Raw genomic sequence first — 17,413 nt, forward strand, 5'->3', positions numbered from 1 at the left:
GTCAGGCGGCCCAGTAGATGTCCACGGGGACGCGATCCTGCGTGAGCACCGCGGCGATCGGCAGGTCTGCGCCTGCCTCGGCCTGGGCCAGCACGTCCTTCTTGTCGGCACCTTCGATGTGCAGGTAGAGCGTGCGCGTATCGAGCAGGCGCGGCAGGCTGAGGGTGATGCGCGGTTCGCCCGCGCCCTCGGCACGCATGGACAGCACGCTTCGCGTGCCCTGCAGGTCGAGTGCTTCGGCCAGGTGGTCGCCACCGGGGAAGAACGAGGCCGTATGGCCGTCCGGACCCATGCCGAGCACGACCACGTCGAACGGCTTGCCGAGTGCATCGACGCGCTCGCCCACAGCATCCAGCGCGGCGTCCACGTCGTCGGCGTGCGCGGTGTCGAACAACGGCAGGAACGCCGCCACGTGGGCCTCGTGCCGGATCAGGTGATCCTTGACCAGGGCGGCGTTGGAGCGCTCGTTGTCCTCACCGACCCAGCGCTCGTCGACGAGCGTGATGGTGACCTTCGACCAGTCGATCTCCTGCTGGGCGAGTACGGCGAACATCTGCTTCGGCGTGCTGCCGCCGGACACGGCGAGGCTGGCCTTGCCGCGCGCCTTGACGGCGGCGTCCAGCTTGCCGGCGATGTCCCGGGCCAGCTGGTCGGCAAGGGTGAGCTTGTCGGCGAAATCGTGCTTGTGGATCGTGGCGTTCATGCTGCGTCCTCGGCCCAGGTGCGGCCATCGCGTTCGATGAGCGCCACGGCGGCGCTCGGACCCCAGGTACCCGCGGTATACGGCTTCGGCGTGTCACCGCCGGATTCCCACGCGTCGAGAATGGGACCCGCCCAGTTCCATGCCGCTTCCACTTCGTCGCGGCGCATGAACAGGGTGGGGTTTCCACGCACGACATCGAGGATCAGCCGTTCGTAGGCGTCGGGCTGCTGCACGCCGAACGCCGCCGCGAAGCTCATGTCGAGCGGCACGTGGCGCAGGCGCAGGCCACCCGGACCCGGATGTTTGATGGTAAGCCACAGCTTGACGCCTTCGTCCGGCTGCAGGCGCAGCGTCAGGCGGTTGGGCAGCAGTGCACCGTTGGTGGGATCGAAGATGGAATGCGGCAACGCACGGAACGTCACCACGATCTCCGAGACCCGGCTGGGCAGGCGCTTGCCGGTGCGCAGGTAGAACGGCACACCCGCCCAGCGCCAGTTGCCGATCTCCGCCTTGAGGGCGACGAAGGTCTCGGTGCGCGACTGGTCGCTACCCAATTCGTCGAGGTAACCCCGCACGCCCTGGCCTTCGGCCGCACCGGCGCGGTACTGCCCGCGTACCGTCAGCTGGGCGGCGTTACTGGCGTCGATAGGGCGCAGCGACCGCAGCACCTTGAGTTTCTCGTCGCGCACGGCGTCCGGCGCCAGCGACGACGGCGGCTCCATGGCGAGCATGCAGACCAGCTGCAGGATGTGGTTCTGGACCATGTCGCGCAGGGCGCCGGCGCGGTCGTAGTAACCCGCGCGATGGCCGACACCGACCGTCTCGGCGACGGTGATCTGCACGTGGTCGATGTGCTGGGCGTTCCACAGCGGCTCGAACAGGGCGTTGCCGAAGCGCAGCGCCAGCAGGTTCTGCACCGTTTCCTTGCCCAGGTAATGGTCGATCCGGTAGGTCTGCGATTCGTTGAAGACGCGGGCCACGGCATCGTTGATGGCGTTGGCGCTTTCCAGGTCGCGCCCGATGGGTTTTTCCAGCACCACGCGCGAGCGGGCGCCGTTGAGGCCCAGGGCGCCGAGGCGCTGGCAGATGTCGGTGAAGATGTCCGGCGCGGTCGACAGGTAGAACACGCGGATGTGGTTGGGCTGCACCTGCATCAGGGCAGAAAAGTCGTCCCAGCCTTCTTCCTTGCGTGCATCCAGCGAGAGATAGCCCACCATGGCGATGAACGCCTCGAGCTGGGCGGGGGCGACATGGGTAACGCCCTGCTCGACCGAACCGCGCACCAGGTCGCGGTAGCCGGCATCGTCCAGGCCTTCGCGGGCGACGCCGAGGATGCGGCTGCCGGGCTGGATCTGACCATCCACGAAACGCTGGTACATCGCAGGCAGGAGCTTGCGCACGGCCAGGTCGCCGGTGCCGCCGAAGATGACGAGGTCGAAGGGTTCGATCGGGAGGAGTTGGGCGCTCACGACAGTGGCCTTTGCAAAACGGAAGGGTGCCGGAGGATCGTACCAGTGACATACCAGGACGTACCAGCCCCGTACCAATCGGCGCGACATTTCGCCTCGGACGAGGGTCGCACAGGTGGCGCAAACGTTTACGCTCCTCATTTGGATCGTGCAAACAGGCGTTTGAATCCAAAGGGTTTGTGAGATGTGCGAATGAGCCTTGCCGCAGTGGTTGTGGATTGGTATCTTCCCGGCATGGAAACCGCCCTCGTCGCCGAGTACCAGCGCCTGCAGCACGATCCGGCCTCCCGGCAGCCGCTGGCGTACATGCGCCTGCGCCGGGCCATCCGCACGGTGATCGAGAACGGCGAGGTGCAGGTCGGCCACGCGCTGCCCAGCGAACGCGACCTGGCCCGGGCCCTCACCCTCTCCCGGGTCACGGTGCGCAAGGCCATCGGCGGACTGGTCGAAGATGGCCTGCTCACCCAGCGCCACGGCGCCGGCACATTCGTCTCCGAGCGCATCGTCAAGCCACTGTCGCGGATGACCAGTTTCACCGAGGATCTCCGCGCCCGCGGGCTCAACCCGCGCTCGGAGTTCTTCGAGCGGGCCATCGGCGAGGTCACCCCCGAGGAAGCCATGGCGATGAACCTCTCGCCCGGCACCCAGGTGGTGCGCCTTCACCGCCTGCGCTACGCCGGCGACGAGCCCCTGGCGATCGAGCGCAGCGCCGTGCCGCTCAGCCTGCTGCCCGACCCCAGCCTGGTCGAGGATTCCCTCTACGAAGCGCTCGATACGCTGGGCAACCGCCCGCGACGCGCGCTGCAACGCCTGCGCGCGGTGGTGCTGGGCCCGGCCCAGACCCGGCTGCTCCGGCTCGGTGCCGGCAGCGCCGGCCTGAACATCGAGCGGCGCAGTTTCCTCGACGACGGCCGCATCGTCGAATTCACCTGTTCCTGGTATCGCGGGGACATCTACGACTTCGTCGCCGAACTGCAAAGCGACTGACGGGCACACCATCGATATGACCACCCAGCCGCAAGACACCCTGATGTACCGCGAAGCGCACGAGACGGCCGAGGTGGTCGAACGGCAGCTCGCGCTGAACGAAGGCGTGATCGGCGCCCTTGCCGACCGGCTTCGCGCCCAGCCCCCGCGTATGGTCATCACCTGCGCCCGTGGCAGTTCCGACCACGCGGCCATGTACGCCAAGTACGTGTTCGAAACCCAGCTGGGCGTGGTCACCGCGTCGGCCTCACCATCGGTCACCTCCATCTACCACGCGGCACAGCGCCTCGACGGCGCGCTGTACCTCGCCGTCTCGCAGTCGGGCAAGAGCCCCGACCTGGTGCGCAACGCGGAGGCCGCGAAGAAGGCCGGCGCCTATGTGGTCGCCCTGGTCAACGTGGTGGATTCCCCGCTGGCCGACGTGGCCGACGTGGTCGTGCCGCTGCACGCGGGCCCGGAAACCAGCGTCGCCGCGACCAAGAGCTACCTGGGCGCGCTGTTCGCGATCCTGCACATCGCCGCCCGCTGGAGCGGCCGCGCCGAGATCGGCGACGCCCTCACCGCGCTGCCCGCGCAGCTTCGCCAGGGCTGGGACGCGGACTGGTCCGCGCTTACCGAGGGCCTGGTCGATGCGCACAACCTGTTCGTGGTCGGCCGCGGTTTCGGCTTTGCCGGGGCGCTGGAAGCCGCGCTGAAGTTCAAGGAAACCTGCAACCTGCACGCCGAGGCGTTCAGCGCGGCCGAGGTGAAGCACGGCCCGATGGCCCTGGTCGGCCCGCATTTCCCCGTGCTGTTCTTCGCCCAGAACGACGATACGCTGCCCGGGGTGCTGGAGATCGCGGCGGAGTTCCGCAAGCGCGGCGCCAATGTGTGGATCGCCGCACCCGGCGCCACGGGCGAGGGTGTGCTGCCCCTGGTCGCCACCGCGCCCATCGCCGCACCGCTGATCACCGTGCAGAGCTTCTACCGCGCCACGGCCGCGCTGGCACTGGCACGCGGTTTCAACCCCGACGTGCCGCCGCACCTCAACAAGGTCACCGAGACCGTCTGACCTCTCGCCCCACGTATAGGAATTGCCATGACCATCGCCCTCGTCAACGGCCGTGTGCTGACCGATAACGGCTTCCAGGGTGGCTTTGCCGTGCTGGTCGACGGCGGCACCATCACCGGGCTGGCCTTGCCGTCCGATCCCCGCGTGCGCGCCGCCGAGCGTCACGACCTCGGTGGCCGCACGCTGCTGCCCGGTTTCATCGATTGCCAGGTCAACGGCGGCGGCGGCGTGCTGTTCAATGACGTGCCCACCGTCGACACCATCCGTCGCATCGGGCAGGCGCACGCGAAGTTCGGCACCACCGGCTTCCTGCCTACCCTGATCAGCGACGATGCCGCGGTGATGGCGAAGGCCATCGATGCGGTGAACGACGCGGTGGCCCAGGGCGTTCCGGGCGTGCTCGGCATCCACCTCGAAGGCCCGTTCATCGCGCCCGAGCGCAAGGGCGTGCACGATCCGGCCAAGTTCCGTATCGCCGACGCCGACGACGTAGCCATGGTCGCCCGGCGGCACGGCGGCGTCACGCTGCTCACGCTGGCGCCCGAGCGCGCCTCGGCGGCGGTGCTGCAACAGCTGGTCGCCCACGGCGTGATCGTGGCGGCCGGCCATACGGCCGCCGACTACGACACCACCCGCCAGGCCCTGGCGACCGGCGTGCGTGGCTTCACGCACCTGTTCAACGCCATGACGCCGTTCACCAGCCGCGAGCCCGGCGTGGTCGGCGCCGCGCTGGAAGACGCCGCCAGCTGGTGCGGCCTGATCGTCGACGGCCACCACGTGCACCCGAGTTCGCTGCGTGTCGCCATCGCGGCCAAGGCGCCGCAGAAGATGATGCTGGTCACCGACGCCATGCCACCCGTGGGGTCGGACGATCCGAACTTCGTCCTGAAGGGCGAGACGATCACCGTCCGCGACGGCGTCTGCCAGACGGCCGACGGCACGCTGGCCGGCTCCGCGCTGGACATGGCCACCGCCGTGCGCAACACGGTGGAGATGGTCGGCGTGGCCTATGACGAGGCGGCCCGCATGGCCTCCACCTATCCGGCCGCCTTCCTCGGACTGGAAGCCACCCACGGCCACATCGCGGCGGGCTATCGCGCCGACTTCGTGGTGATGGACGACGATCACACGGTGGCCGAAACCTGGATCGGCGGCGAGCGCGTCTACGCCGCCTGATCCGTCGCCCCCGCACTGGCTCGCTTCCGCGCGGGCCAGGCGTTAACATTGCGTTGTTCGGGTGTCCCCGCCGGCCTGAAGCGGGCGGGGATGAAACGGGAAGCCGGTGCGCCACACATGTGGCAAGGCCGGCACTGCCCCCGCAACGGTAAGCGTGAGGAGCCGCCCAGAACGGCTCCATCCACCGGCCACAGCCACTGCGCAAGCGGGAAGGCGCCGGTGCGATGCCTTCGGGCCAGCGCGAGTCCGGAGACCGGCCCGATCGGCGAATCCTGCGCTTTTAAGCGCGGGCGCCGTCCCGTTATCGGCGATTCGCGGAGGGCGAATCCGGACAGTCATCCGGGTGTTGCCCGTGGTGCCGTTCGTCATTGTGTCCTCCCGCGCGCCTGTTGAGGCTACGCATTGCCGCACCAGCGGCGGAGGAAACCCGTTCCATGAAGAAGACCCTGCTCGCGACGGCCCTGCTGTCGACGATCGTCGCTGCCCACGCGGCCGACGCACCCAACAGCACCCTCGACCCGGTGGTGGTCACCGCCAACCGCGCGCCCACCCCGCTCGACGAAGTGCTGGCCCCGGTCACCGTCATCAGCCGCGAGGACATCGAGCGCCTGCAGCCCCGCAACGTGCAGGACCTGCTGGCCGGCCTGCCCGGCGTGACCATGACCAACACCGGCGGCCTGGGCCAGCAGACCTCGCTCTTCATGCGCGGCAGCAACTCGGCACACACGCTGGTGCTGGTGGACGGCGTGCGCGTGGGCACCGTGGGTGCCGGCCTGCCCGCCTACGAGCAGCTGCCGGTCGAGCAGATCGACCATATCGAGGTGGTCCGCGGCCCGCGCTCCAGCCTGTACGGCTCGGATGCCATCGGCGGCGTCATCCAGATCTTCACCCGTCGCGGCCAGGCCGGCGAAGCGCCCACGCCCAGCCTGTCGATCGGCGGCGGCAGCCACGGCTACACCGCCGGGCAGGTGGGTCTCTCGGGCGGCACCACGCATGGCTGGTACAACGCCAGCCTGGGCGGCCAGTACACCGCCGGGATCAACGCCTGCCGCGTTGGTGCGGCCGACGCGTTCAAGGGCTGCTTCACCGACGAGCCGGACCACGACGCCTACCGCACCTACAACGGCGCGCTCTCGGGCGGCTACCGCTGGGACAACGGCACCGAACTCACCGGCAGCTGGCTGCGCAGCAAGGGCGACATCGAATACGACGGCGATTTCCAGAACCTGACCCGGCGCTCGCAGCAGGTGGCCGGCGCCAAGCTGGCGTTCGACGTGATGTCGGCCTGGCGCATGTCGGTCAGCCTGGGCCAGAACCAGGACCGCGCGGACAATTACCTCAACGGTACACAGAAGAAGTACTACGACGGCCTCGGCAACCTCGTCACCGGCGCCGACAAGGTGCGCACGGGTTACCTGTACTCCAAGCGCAACCAGGCCTCCTGGCAGAACGACATCACGCTGGCCGCCGGGCAGACGCTCACCGCCGGCGTCGATTACCAGCAGGAAAAGCTCGACAGCGACACGCCGTACCTGAAGGACACCCGCAACAACACCGGTGTGTTCGCGCTGTACCAGGGCGTGTTCGGCCCGCACGAGATCCAGCTGTCCGCGCGCCACGACCACAACACGCAGTTCGGCAACCACACCACCGGCTCGGCCGCCTATGGCTACCGCTTCGACGACGGCATGAAGATCACGGCCTCGTACGGGACCGCCTTCCATGCGCCGACCTTCAACGACGTGTACTACCCGTATGGGTTTACCGGGCAGCCCGCACCGGAACTCAAGCCGGAGACGTCGCGCACGGCGGAGATCGGGCTGTCCAGCCGTCCCGGCATCTGGACCTGGGCGGTCAATGCCTACCAGACGCATGTCGACGACCTGATCGGCTTCGACCCCCTATTCGTGCCGATCAACGTGAGCAAGGCGCGCTTGCGCGGCGTCGAAGGCCAGGTGGGTGCCGACCTGGATGGCTGGCACGTGCGTGGCTACCTGACGCTGCAGCAGCCGCTGGACCTCGACAGCGGTACGGAGAAGCACAACCTGCTGCCGCGCCGCCCCCGTCGTACCGGCCGGGTAGACCTGGACAAGGACCTGGGTGCGTTCACGCTCGGCGGCTCGGTCTACGCTTCGGGCTACAGCTACGACGACGCGCTCAACAACACCCGCCTCGGCGGCTACACGACAGCCGACGTGCGCGCCACCTGGCACCTGGACGATGCCTGGAGCGTGCAGGGCCGCGTCGCGAACGTTGCCGATAAACGCTACGAAACGGCGGCGTACTACAACCAGCTGGGCCGCACGTATTACCTGACCCTGCGCTTCTCGCCCCTGCGCTGATCCGGCCCGCCGGCGGCTCCCGCCGGCAAACGGGGTACCCCTGCCTTCCGGCAGGGGCCCCACTAAAGGCACACGCCACGAAACCGTGGGAACGTCATAAAGTCTGTGGGCGCGGGTATGCTTCCCGCGATCACAGGAAGTGTCGTGAACGTTTTTGCACCTTTCATCCGCCGACCGATCGGAACCTCGCTGCTCGCGGCGGGGCTGGTGCTGTGCGGCTCCATCGCCTACATGCTGCTGGGCGTGGCGGCGCTGCCGTCCATCGAAGTGCCTGCCGTGTTCATCCAGGCCCAGATGCCCGGTGCCAATGCGCAGACCGTGGCCTCGACCATCGTCGCCCCGCTGGAGCGCCACCTCGGCCAGATCCCGGGCGTGGACCAGATGTACTCGAACAGCTCGGAGGGCAGCGGCTTCGTGCGGCTGCGCTTCACCCTGGCGCGCTCCACCGATGCGGCCGCCCGTGACGTGCAGGCCGCGATCAACGCGGCCGCCGCCGACCTGCCGGCCGGCATGCCGACGCCGCCGCAGTACTTCAAGTTCGACACCGGCCAGATCCCCGTCCTGCTGGTGACCTTCACCTCGAAGACGCTGCCGCCGGACAAGCTCTACGACGTGGTGGACACGCTCATCCGCCCGGCCGTGGCGCAGATCGACGGCGTGTCACGCGTGCAGGTGTTCGGTGGCACACCGCACGCGGTGCGCGTGGAACTGGATACGCGCGCACTGTCGTCGAAGGGGCTGACCGCCAACGACGTCTCCAATGCGCTCAGTGCCGCCAACGTCACCTCGCCGCAGGGCGTCCTCTCGGATGGCCACAGCCAGATGACGGTGACGGCCACCGACAGCCTGCGCGACGCGAAGGACTTCGGCAAGATACTGATCGCCGTGCGCGACAACGTGCCGGTGCGCCTTTCGGATATCGCCCGGGTCTACAACGGGCAGCAGGACCAGTACCAGGCCGCGTGGTTCCAGGGCGAGCGCGCGGTCACCATGCAGATGAGCAAGCGGCCGGAGGCGAACTCCATCGCCACCGCGGACGCGATCCGAGCGGCGCTGCCCCGGTTCCGCTCGCTGCTACCGGCGGATGCGAAGGTCACCCCCATCTTCGACCTGACCCAGACCACCCAGTCGGCGCTGCACGAGGTGAAGGTGGCGCTGCTGATCAGCATCGTCATGGTGTTTCTGGTGATGATGGTGTTCCTGCGCCGGCTCGGCCCCACGCTCATCGCCACGCTGAGCGTGCCGTTGTCGCTGGCGGGCGCCTTCGTGGTGATGTGGACGCTCGGCTATACGCTCAACACCATGTCGCTGATGGCGCTGGTGCTGTGCATCGGCTTCGTCGTGGACGATGCGATCGTGGTCATCGAAAACATCGTGCGGCACATGGAGAACGGATCCAAGCCGATGCCTGCCTCGCTGGATGGCGTCCGCGAGATCGGCTTCACCGTCATGTCGATCACCCTGTCGCTGGTGGCCGTGTTCGCGCCCCTGCTGTTCGGCAACAGCCTCATCACCAAGCTGCTGCGCGAGTTCTCGGTGACGCTGGCCGCCGCGGTACTGATCTCTGCCATCGTATCGCTCACGCTGACACCGGCCCTGTGTGCCCGCTATCTCAAGCACGATGCGCCCGGGCGTCAGCCCGGTCGGATGGAACGCGCGCTGGAGCGCTTCGATCGCGGGTTCCTGCACTTTTACTCGCGTGGCCTGGACTGGGCCATGCGGCACCGGCGGGTGATGCGCTGGCAGCCGCTGATCCTGCTCGTCGCGACGTTCGGGCTTGGCTTCGCCGTGGTGAAGACCGCCGGCGGCAACTTCATGCCGGACGAGGACACCGGCATGCTCCAGGCCGAGGTCACCGCGGACGCGAACATATCCCCGACGGAGATGTCGCGCCGGCTCAAGCGGGTCGGCGAGATGATGCAGAGCGATCCCGCCGTGGCGGACGTGACCACGATCCTGGGCAGCGGCAACGACGGCGCCGCGGTGGGCAACAACGGCACGATGTTCATCGATCTCAAGCCCAAGGGTAGCGGCGCCGGGCAGCGCCACGAGTCGATGAAGGAGTTCCTGGATCGCAAGGGCAAGGAGTACGACAAGCTGTCCGATGTCCAGGTGTTCATGAACCCGATGCAGTTTCTGGGCGGCAACGGCGGCAACAGCAATCGCGGGCAGTATTCCTTCCAGCTGGTCAGTACCGGCGGCGAGCCGCTGCAACCCTGGACGCTGAAGCTGGTGCGGCAGATGCGGGCCATGCCGGAGTTCCGCGACGTCGGCAGCGACTTCGATATCGTCGGCAAGCAGCAGATGCTCTCCGTGGACCGCAATGCGGCCGGCCGGCTCAACGTCGGCATGGGTATGGTCGATTCGGCCCTGTACAACGCCTTCGGCCAGCGCCAGGTATCGATCATCTACTCCGACGTCAACCAGTACTGGGTGGTGCTTACCGCCGCGGCAGCGCAGGAGTTGAGCCCGGACACGCTGCTCAACACCTACGTGAAAAACACCGTCGGCAAGATGATTCCGCTCTCGGCCGTGGCCACCATCAAGCCGGTGGCGACGCCCAGCGCGATTACGCACCAGAACCAGCTCGAATCGGCCGACATTACGTACAACCTCGCGCCGAAGATCACGCCCGACAAGGGCAATGCCCTGGCCGAAGAAGCCGTACGCCGGATCGGCCTGCCGGCGGGCGTGCGCATGGACGTCACAGGCACCAACCAGCGCATGCGCGATGCGCAGTCCAACGGCATGGTGCTGCTCATCGGCGCCATCCTCGCCGTGTACATCGTGCTGGGCATCCTCTATGAAAGCCTGGGTCATCCGCTGACGATCATCTCCACGCTGCCCGCGGCCGGCGCAGGCGCCTTCCTGGCGATGCTGGTCACGCAGACCCAGCTCACGCTGATGGCGATCATCGCCGTGCTGCTGCTTATCGGCATCGTGAAGAAAAACGCGATCCTGATGGTCGACTTCGCCCTGGTCGCCGAACGCGAGCACGGCATGTCTCCCGTGGAGGCCATCCGCCAGGCCGCGCTGGTGCGCTTCCGCCCGATCACGATGACCACGCTGGTCGCCATGGGCGCGGCACTGCCGCTGGCCATCGGCTTCGGCGTGGGCTCGGAGATGCGTCGCCCCCTGGGCATCGCCATCGTCGGCGGCCTGCTGGTCTCGCAGATGCTGACGCTGCTGAGCACGCCCGCCATCTACCTGTGGAACCACGACCGCAAGGAGCGTAAGGCCACGCGGATACATCGCCGCATGCTCAAGCGCCGCTACAAACGCTGGAAACGCCTTCGTAAAAAATAGGCGCATGTAGGAGCGAACGATGTTCGCGAACCCAAGACGCGCATGCTGCGAATGAAGCCATGCACCAACCCATGCCGGCGTTTCCGTGCGCAAAACAAAGTGCTCTTGCGCTTTGTTCGCCTTCCAACGTCAGAGCCGCTTCGTCGGGGCCACGGAAACGCCGACAGGATGGTTTGCATGGTTTCAGTCGCGGTAGATACCGTGACGGTTCGCGGACATCGTCCGCTCCTACCCCGCACCGCGGCAAATCCATCCGCACCGCATGTAGGAGCGCACGATGTTCGCGATACATCGTCGCGATACGTCGGCAAGCTACATCGTCGCAGTCAGACCGCCGCATCCCCCGCAGGCAACATCGCCGCGCGCTTCCAGCTCCCGCGGCGGTAATACACCGCCGTGATGCCGAGCGACACCAGCGAACCCACGGGGAAGCTCCACCAGATGGCGTCGGCTCCCCAATACGGTTCGAGGAGCGCGGCGAACGGATAGCGGACCACCCACATCGCGATGACCAGCACCACCAGCGGCAGCATCACCGCGCCGGTGGCGCGCACCACGCCGAACATCACGAAGGTGACGCCGAACAGCAGGAACGACCAGACCACGATATGGTTGAGGTGCTGTGCGATGCCGATGGCGGAACTGTCCTCACCCAGGAACAGCGCCAGTGCCGCCCGGTTGAACAGATAGATCACCAGCACCAGCGTGCCGGTGAGCAGGAAGTTGGTGAGGATGCCGGCACGGCCGATGCCGGCGACGCGATCCCAGCGCCGCGCCCCTACGTTCTGCGCCACCATCGACGACACCGCCGAGCCGATCGCCAGCGCGGGCATCTGGATGTAGGTCCACAACTGCGCGGCCGCGCCGTACGCGGCCGTGGTCTGCGAGCCATGCCGGTTGACCAGCGACATCATGATGATGGCCGACGAGGAGATGACGATCATCTGCGCACCCATCGGCAGGCCCTTGAGCAGCAGCTGCCTGAGCAGCACGGGGCGGGGCAGCAACAGGTGCAGTTCGTGGCGACCGATGCACAGGAAATGGCGGCGCCGGTACAGCCAGCCGACCAGTGCCAGCAGCGAGACCACCTGCGCGATCAGCGTGGCCACCGCCGAGCCGGCGATGCCCATGGCGGGCACCGGGCCCAGGCCGAAGATGAAGAGCGGATTGAGCGCGACGTCGAGCACCACGGACAACAGCATGAAGGCGAAGGGCGTACGTGAGTCGCCTGCGCCGCGCAGCGTCATCATGAGGAAGGTGTAGAGGTACATCGCCGGCAGGGCGACGAAGATGATGCGCAGATAGGCCGTGGCATACGGCAACGCATCGTGCGGCGTACCCATGGCGCCCAGCATGATCGGCGTGGCGACGAATCCGCCCAGCGCGACCAGCAGCGACATCACGACGAAGAAACCGAGCCCCGTACCGACCACGCGCCGCGCCTCGGGCACGTCGTTCGCGCCCAGCGTCTGGCCGACCATGATCGTGGTGGCCATGCCTACGCCGAAGACCACGCCCAGCAGGAAGAACAGGATCAGGTTGGCGTTGGACGTGGCCGCGAATGCGGACTCGCCGAGGAAATGGCCGATCCATACCGCGTTCACCGACGCATTGAGCGACTGCAGCACGTTGGCGCCCAGGATGGGCAGGGAGAACCGTAACAGAGTGCCGACGATCGGACCCTCGGTCAGCGTGCCACGTGGCGGGCTCATGCCTCGTCGCCGGTGGATGCGCCACGGGCGCCATCCGCACCCGAAGCCTCGCGGCTGGCCTGCTCGACCAGCCGGCGCAGGGCCATGGATGCGCCGCCGGCTTGCCCGGCCAGCCACTCCCAGTGGCGAGGCAGCAGGGTGACCTCACGGGCGACCACGCCCAGCTTCGGACGACCCGGCCCGCGCCTGGGCGGCACCGCTGCATGGTGGGTGGGCATGGCGACGGCCGGCTGGGAAGGAGCGCGCAGTTTTACCCGGAGCAAACCATGCGTCAATGGCCGCCGGGCGAGCCGGTGGCAACCAGCGCGGATCGATCCTCGATGGCGCCGTTGCCATGGAAGCTGGCTTCGAGCGCCTCGATCGGAACCGGCCGGGCGAACAGGTAACCCTGCATCGCAACGCATCCTTCGCCCAGAAGCCAGCGCCGCTGGCTTTCGGTTTCCACGCCTTCCGCGACCACCTCCAGGTTGAGGCTGCGCGCCAGGAAGATGATGGATCGGCAGATCGACGCGTCGACATCGTCGTCGAGCAGGCTGGTGGTGAAATGACGATCGACCTTGATCTTGTCCAGCGGCAGCCGCGAGAGGTAGGTCAGGTTGGAGTAGCCGGTGCCGAAGTCGTCCAGCGAGATGCTCACGCCCATGGCGCGCAGCTCGTGCAGGGTGCGGATGGCGCGCTCGGGCTCCTGCATGAAGGCGCTTTCGGTCAGTTCCAGCTCGAGCGAGGAAGCACTGGCTCCGGTCTCTGCCAGCGCCATGCGGACCTCCGCGACCAGGTCGGTGTGTACCAGCTGTTGGGCGGAGACGTTCACCGCGATGCGGCACCCGGGACCCAGGCGCTCGAACACCAGTCGCTGCTGGCGGCAGGCCTCGCGCAGCACCCACTGGCCGATCTGCACGATGGCGCCGGTCTCTTCCAGCAGCGGCACGAGTTTGTCGTTGCCGGCCAGATCCGCCGGTGCGGAAGGCCAGCGCAACAGCGCTTCCACGCCGATCACCCGGCCATCGTCGCCCGAGTGCTGCGTTTGCCAGGCCAGCGACAGCTCGTTGTCCAGGTTGACGCCGGACAGCCGGGTGAGCACGGTGAGACGGGCCATGGCGGTGGCGTGCATGTCCGCCGCGTAGCGCTTCCACGTGTGCCGGCCCGAGCGTTTGGCCACGTACATGGCCGTGTCGGCGTTGCGGATCAACGTATCGGCGTCGGCGCCGTCACGGGTGGCAAAGGCCACGCCCATGCTGCATTTCAGGCGCTGCATGGTGCCGCCCACGGTCAGCGGCTCCTCGATGGCGCGCTGGATACGCGGGAGCACTTCCATGGCCGTGGCCGGATGGCTGGTAAAGGGCAACATCGCCACGAACTCGTCGCCGCCGAAACGGCCCACATGGCCCAGGCCATCCAGCGCATCGCCCAGGCGCAGGGTGACGTCGCGCAGCACCTGGTCGCCCAGCGCATGGCCGAGCGCGTCGTTGATGACCTTGAAGTGGTCCAGGTCGATGAACAGCACCATCAGGCCCGAACCCTCGCGCACGCTCTCGGTCACCAGATCGTCGAGTTTCTCGCGCAGGGCGCGCCGGTTGGGCAGCCCGGTCAGTTCGTCGTGCGTGGCCTGGTAGTTGAGGCGCTCTTCGTAACGGCGCTGCTCGGTGACGTCGCGCATGATCACCAGCGTGCCGTCGCCCTTGGTGTCTCGGTAATCGGACAGGGCCAGCTCGGCCTCGAACGGCATGCCGTGGTCGGGATTGAGCCACGCGATGAGGTTGGCGCCATCGGGCGACCCGGCACGCAGCACCGCCAGCGCGTCGTCGTCCATGAAGCCGTCCACGCGGCGGCCGACCAGCGTCTCGCCACTGCTGCCCAGGCGTTCTTCCGCGCGCGGGTTGGCATACTCGATGCCGTCGCCACGCACGATGGCCAGCGGCAGCGGCACGCGGGCCAGCAACTGACGGTAGGCGGCGGCGCTGGCGGCGAGGTCGCGATCGGTGTCCTCCAGCCGGCGGCGCGTTTCGTGGAGTACGGTGACCTCGGCGATCGTACCGGCCAGGACGGGCCGGCCTTCTTCGTCGGTGATGCGCGAGGCGCGCAGGGCGACGCGTACCTCCCGGCCATCCACGCGGCACAGCCGGTGCTCGAACTCGAGCGGGCCGTCCTCGCTGGCGAAGCGGTCCACCCACGCGACGATACCGGCCTGGTCGTCGGGGTGGACCAGCTTGTAGTACGTGCCACGACGTACCACGACACGCTCGGGCGGGTGGCCGGTGATTTCGTGGACCTGGCCGGACCAGACGATCTCGCCGGAGGTCAGGTCGGCTTCCCACAAGCCGATGTGGCCGGTTCGCTGCACGTCACCGAGGTGCCGCGCCGTGCGCGACAGCGCGTCGAACAGCCGCGACTGCTTCCGGTAGGCCCGGTCGAACGCGGTGGCGAAGAGGTGGATGAGCAGCACCAGGGCCAGCGTGGCCAGCAGGGTCTGCCGGGCCTGCGTCCACCAGTCCGCCAGCACCGCCGAGCGATCGACCGAGGAACGGGCCACGAACGGGTAGGCAGCCGAGGCGGCCCAGGCCGCGATGCGCTCGCGGTCCTGGACGAGGCCCGTGCTGCCGGGCGCCACGATACCCGACGTCCACGCCCGAACCCGCCCGTCGCCATTGCTGGTGAACACACGGCCGGACGGCGAGAAGATCGTCATCTCCGCCGTGTTGCCCAGCATGGTGAGGCGCATCGCGTCACGCATGCGCTCCGCGCGGATCACCGTACCGAAGGCGGCCGGCTCCGTCACACGTGAGTCGACCAGGACGCGCAAGGCGGACCCGGACTCTTCCGTCTCACCGATGGCCACCCGGACACTGGCGCCCAGGGCCATCCGCCGCGGGGCGACCAGCATCGGTGCCCAGTCGTGGACCGGCGTGTGCGTGGCGGCGATGACCGTGCCACGCGCGTCGAGAGCCAGGAGATTCGGCAGTTCCGGGTGTCGTGCCTGTACCTCGGCGAGGTGGGTGCGCAGCTCCGAAAGATCGGAGCGATGGACCTCGTCACGCAACGCCAGGAGGGGACCCAGGCTGGCATCCACCTGTTGGTCGAGCAACCTGACCAGGTTACTGGCCGACGCAGCGACCTGACGCTGGCTGGTCGCCAGCAAGCGCGCGTATTCCTGCATCTGCAGGCCCGCGACCAACGCGACGATGCCGAGCGACAGCACGACACAGACGGCCCAGATGGCCAGACGGATGGTATGGGCGCGGGTCTTCGTCGCCCCCTTTGCCGTCGCGGTCGCCACCGTGTTGCCGCCTCCTCGGGTCGTGGTCCTGGCCCGCCCTGCGAAGCCTCGTCGTCCTGTAACGGCAAGGAGGGACGAGGCTTGAACGAGAAAGATTTCGCCTCCCCCCTTTTTTCACGCCCACTCAACACTATTTACCGAACCATTCGGTTCATAAAAACGTCCCAGCACAAGGACCCTCCCTCGCCATGCGTTCTTCCCGCCTTGCCCTCGGCGCTCTCGCCGCGCTATCCCTTGCCGCGGTGTCCGTCCCCGCGGCTGCCGAAACCCATGTCGAGCTGCAGGGTGGCCGCAGCTACATGGACAGTTACGGCACCAATGTCTTCTTCATCGAGTCGGTGTTCGACGCCCGCCCGATGGGTGGCAGCCGCTTCACCTGGTCGCCGGACGTGTCCATCGGCTACGTGAAGGGTCGCGACATCGGTCGCTACGAACAGTCCCGTCCCGGCGTCACCAATAATGTCTGGGTAGGCGCCGCCGGTGCGCGCCTCCATTACGGCAGCGAGGGTGACTGGTATCGCCCGTTCTTCTTCAGCTTCCAGGTCGCCGGCACGGCGGGCGGGCGCACGCAGGCGCTGTCCAGCGGCTACGAGTTCGTCAGCACCCTGGGCTGGCAGTACAAGAACATCAGCTTCCAGATCCGCCATATCTCCAACGGCAGTTTCCAGGAGCCGAACCGCGGCGAGACCATGGGGCTGGTGGGTATCGGGTTCGATATCTGAGTTTTTCGCGTTGGGGGGTAGGCTCGCCTTCGGCATCGCGTTTGGCCTTGGGCTGTGGAGCAAGAGCCGGCGGGTGCCACCCTCGGGGCCACGCCTGCGGCGACCCGCGAAGGAAGGGCCGCTCCGCGGCCGTTTATTGATTGCCCTTCGGGCCCGGGTCGGGCTTCGAACGGGGGTTTCCGATTCGACCTCCTGTCTCAGCGGAAACGGCCGGCCGTCCTGGCCGGCCCCCTGACGGGCCTTTTCCGTTCGAAGCCCTCGCCTGCGGCTACCGGCCCCGAGGGTGGTACCCGCCGGCTCTTCCTGACACTGAGGTTGCGTGTGAGGCGAGCGAAGAGCTCGGTTTCGCTTCGTGGCTGGGAACGCTCGCTTGCCTGGTTTGCATGGCATCGGTCGCCTTAGGTATGTCGAGGGTTCGCGCACATGCGTGCGCTCCTACTCAGCCAGAAGATCACGCATTCAACGACCTACCCTACCCCTGGGGTAGGAGCGCACGATGTGCGCGAAAAGCCAACGAAGCGGCGACGCCATACCCTGCACGTCTGCGACCGATCGCGTCACAACCCACCTCAGTCCTGGAAAGAGCCGGCGGGTAGCCCCCTCGGGGCCGGTAGCCGCAGGCGAGGGCTTCGAACGGATAAGGCCCGAAGGGGGCCGGCCAGGACGGCCGG

General features: G+C 67.7%; 10 protein-coding genes, 1 pseudogene and 1 riboswitch. Of the genes and pseudogenes, 6 read left to right on the forward strand and 5 right to left on the reverse strand.

The window, feature by feature from the left end; all coding sequences use genetic code 11:
* Position 1: 1 nt before the first annotated feature.
* Positions 2-703 (reverse strand): 6-phosphogluconolactonase, encoded by a 702-nt coding sequence (gene pgl, locus ACVKN3_RS17450; RefSeq protein WP_354516860.1) that lies wholly within the window; start codon positions 701-703, stop codon positions 2-4.
* On the reverse strand, positions 700-2,172 hold the full coding sequence (zwf, locus tag ACVKN3_RS17455; RefSeq protein ID WP_354516862.1) for a glucose-6-phosphate dehydrogenase: 1,473 nt from the start codon (positions 2,170-2,172) through the stop codon (positions 700-702). The genes pgl and zwf overlap by 4 nt, the downstream gene beginning before the upstream one ends.
* 234 nt (positions 2,173-2,406) lie before the next feature.
* Here zwf and ACVKN3_RS17460 point away from each other — a divergent pair, with 234 nt between their 5' ends.
* The 5 genes from ACVKN3_RS17460 to ACVKN3_RS17480 all read left to right on the forward strand — a co-directional run bounded on the left by ACVKN3_RS17460 (position 2,407) and on the right by ACVKN3_RS17480 (position 11,034).
* Positions 2,407-3,159 carry a GntR family transcriptional regulator gene (locus ACVKN3_RS17460; RefSeq protein ID WP_285403356.1) on the forward strand — a complete coding sequence of 251 codons (753 nt, stop codon included), beginning with the start codon at positions 2,407-2,409 and terminating at the stop codon, positions 3,157-3,159.
* Positions 3,160-3,175: 16 nt separating this feature from the next.
* On the forward strand, positions 3,176-4,210 hold the full coding sequence (locus ACVKN3_RS17465; protein WP_456992193.1) for an SIS domain-containing protein: 1,035 nt from the start codon (positions 3,176-3,178) through the stop codon (positions 4,208-4,210).
* Between the two features lie 27 nt (positions 4,211-4,237).
* On the forward strand, positions 4,238-5,386 hold the full coding sequence (gene nagA, locus ACVKN3_RS17470; protein ID WP_036138854.1) for an N-acetylglucosamine-6-phosphate deacetylase: 1,149 nt from the start codon (positions 4,238-4,240) through the stop codon (positions 5,384-5,386).
* Positions 5,387-5,428: 42 nt separating this feature from the next.
* A riboswitch (cobalamin riboswitch) is annotated at positions 5,429-5,662 on the forward strand.
* 158 nt (positions 5,663-5,820) lie between these two features.
* Complete coding sequence (locus ACVKN3_RS17475) at positions 5,821-7,728, forward strand: TonB-dependent receptor domain-containing protein (RefSeq protein WP_354516865.1); 1,908 nt, start codon at positions 5,821-5,823, stop codon at positions 7,726-7,728.
* A 144-nt stretch (positions 7,729-7,872) separates the two neighbouring features.
* Positions 7,873-11,034 carry an efflux RND transporter permease subunit gene (locus ACVKN3_RS17480; RefSeq protein ID WP_354516867.1) on the forward strand — a complete coding sequence of 1,054 codons (3,162 nt, stop codon included), beginning with the start codon at positions 7,873-7,875 and terminating at the stop codon, positions 11,032-11,034.
* A 326-nt stretch (positions 11,035-11,360) separates the two neighbouring features.
* On the opposite strand, the gene ACVKN3_RS17485 is transcribed toward ACVKN3_RS17480, so the two are convergent.
* The 3 genes and pseudogenes from ACVKN3_RS17485 to ACVKN3_RS17495 all read right to left on the reverse strand — a co-directional run bounded on the left by ACVKN3_RS17485 (position 11,361) and on the right by ACVKN3_RS17495 (position 16,020).
* Entirely contained in the window at positions 11,361-12,746 is a 1,386-nt protein-coding gene (locus tag ACVKN3_RS17485; protein ID WP_354516869.1) for an MATE family efflux transporter, read from the reverse strand.
* Positions 12,747-12,769: 23 nt separating this feature from the next.
* Positions 12,770-12,967: pseudogene (locus ACVKN3_RS17490) on the reverse strand (DUF2239 family protein); the annotation flags it as partial.
* Between the two features lie 50 nt (positions 12,968-13,017).
* Positions 13,018-16,020 carry a putative bifunctional diguanylate cyclase/phosphodiesterase gene (locus ACVKN3_RS17495; protein WP_354516873.1) on the reverse strand — a complete coding sequence of 1,001 codons (3,003 nt, stop codon included), beginning with the start codon at positions 16,018-16,020 and terminating at the stop codon, positions 13,018-13,020.
* Between the two features lie 188 nt (positions 16,021-16,208).
* Here ACVKN3_RS17495 and ACVKN3_RS17500 point away from each other — a divergent pair, with 188 nt between their 5' ends.
* Positions 16,209-16,742: an acyloxyacyl hydrolase gene (locus ACVKN3_RS17500; RefSeq protein ID WP_354516875.1), complete on the forward strand. Its 534-nt coding sequence runs from the start codon at positions 16,209-16,211 to the stop codon at positions 16,740-16,742.
* The last annotated feature ends 671 nt before the right edge of the window (positions 16,743-17,413 follow it).

The organism is Luteibacter sp. PvP120 (genome assembly GCF_054055715.1).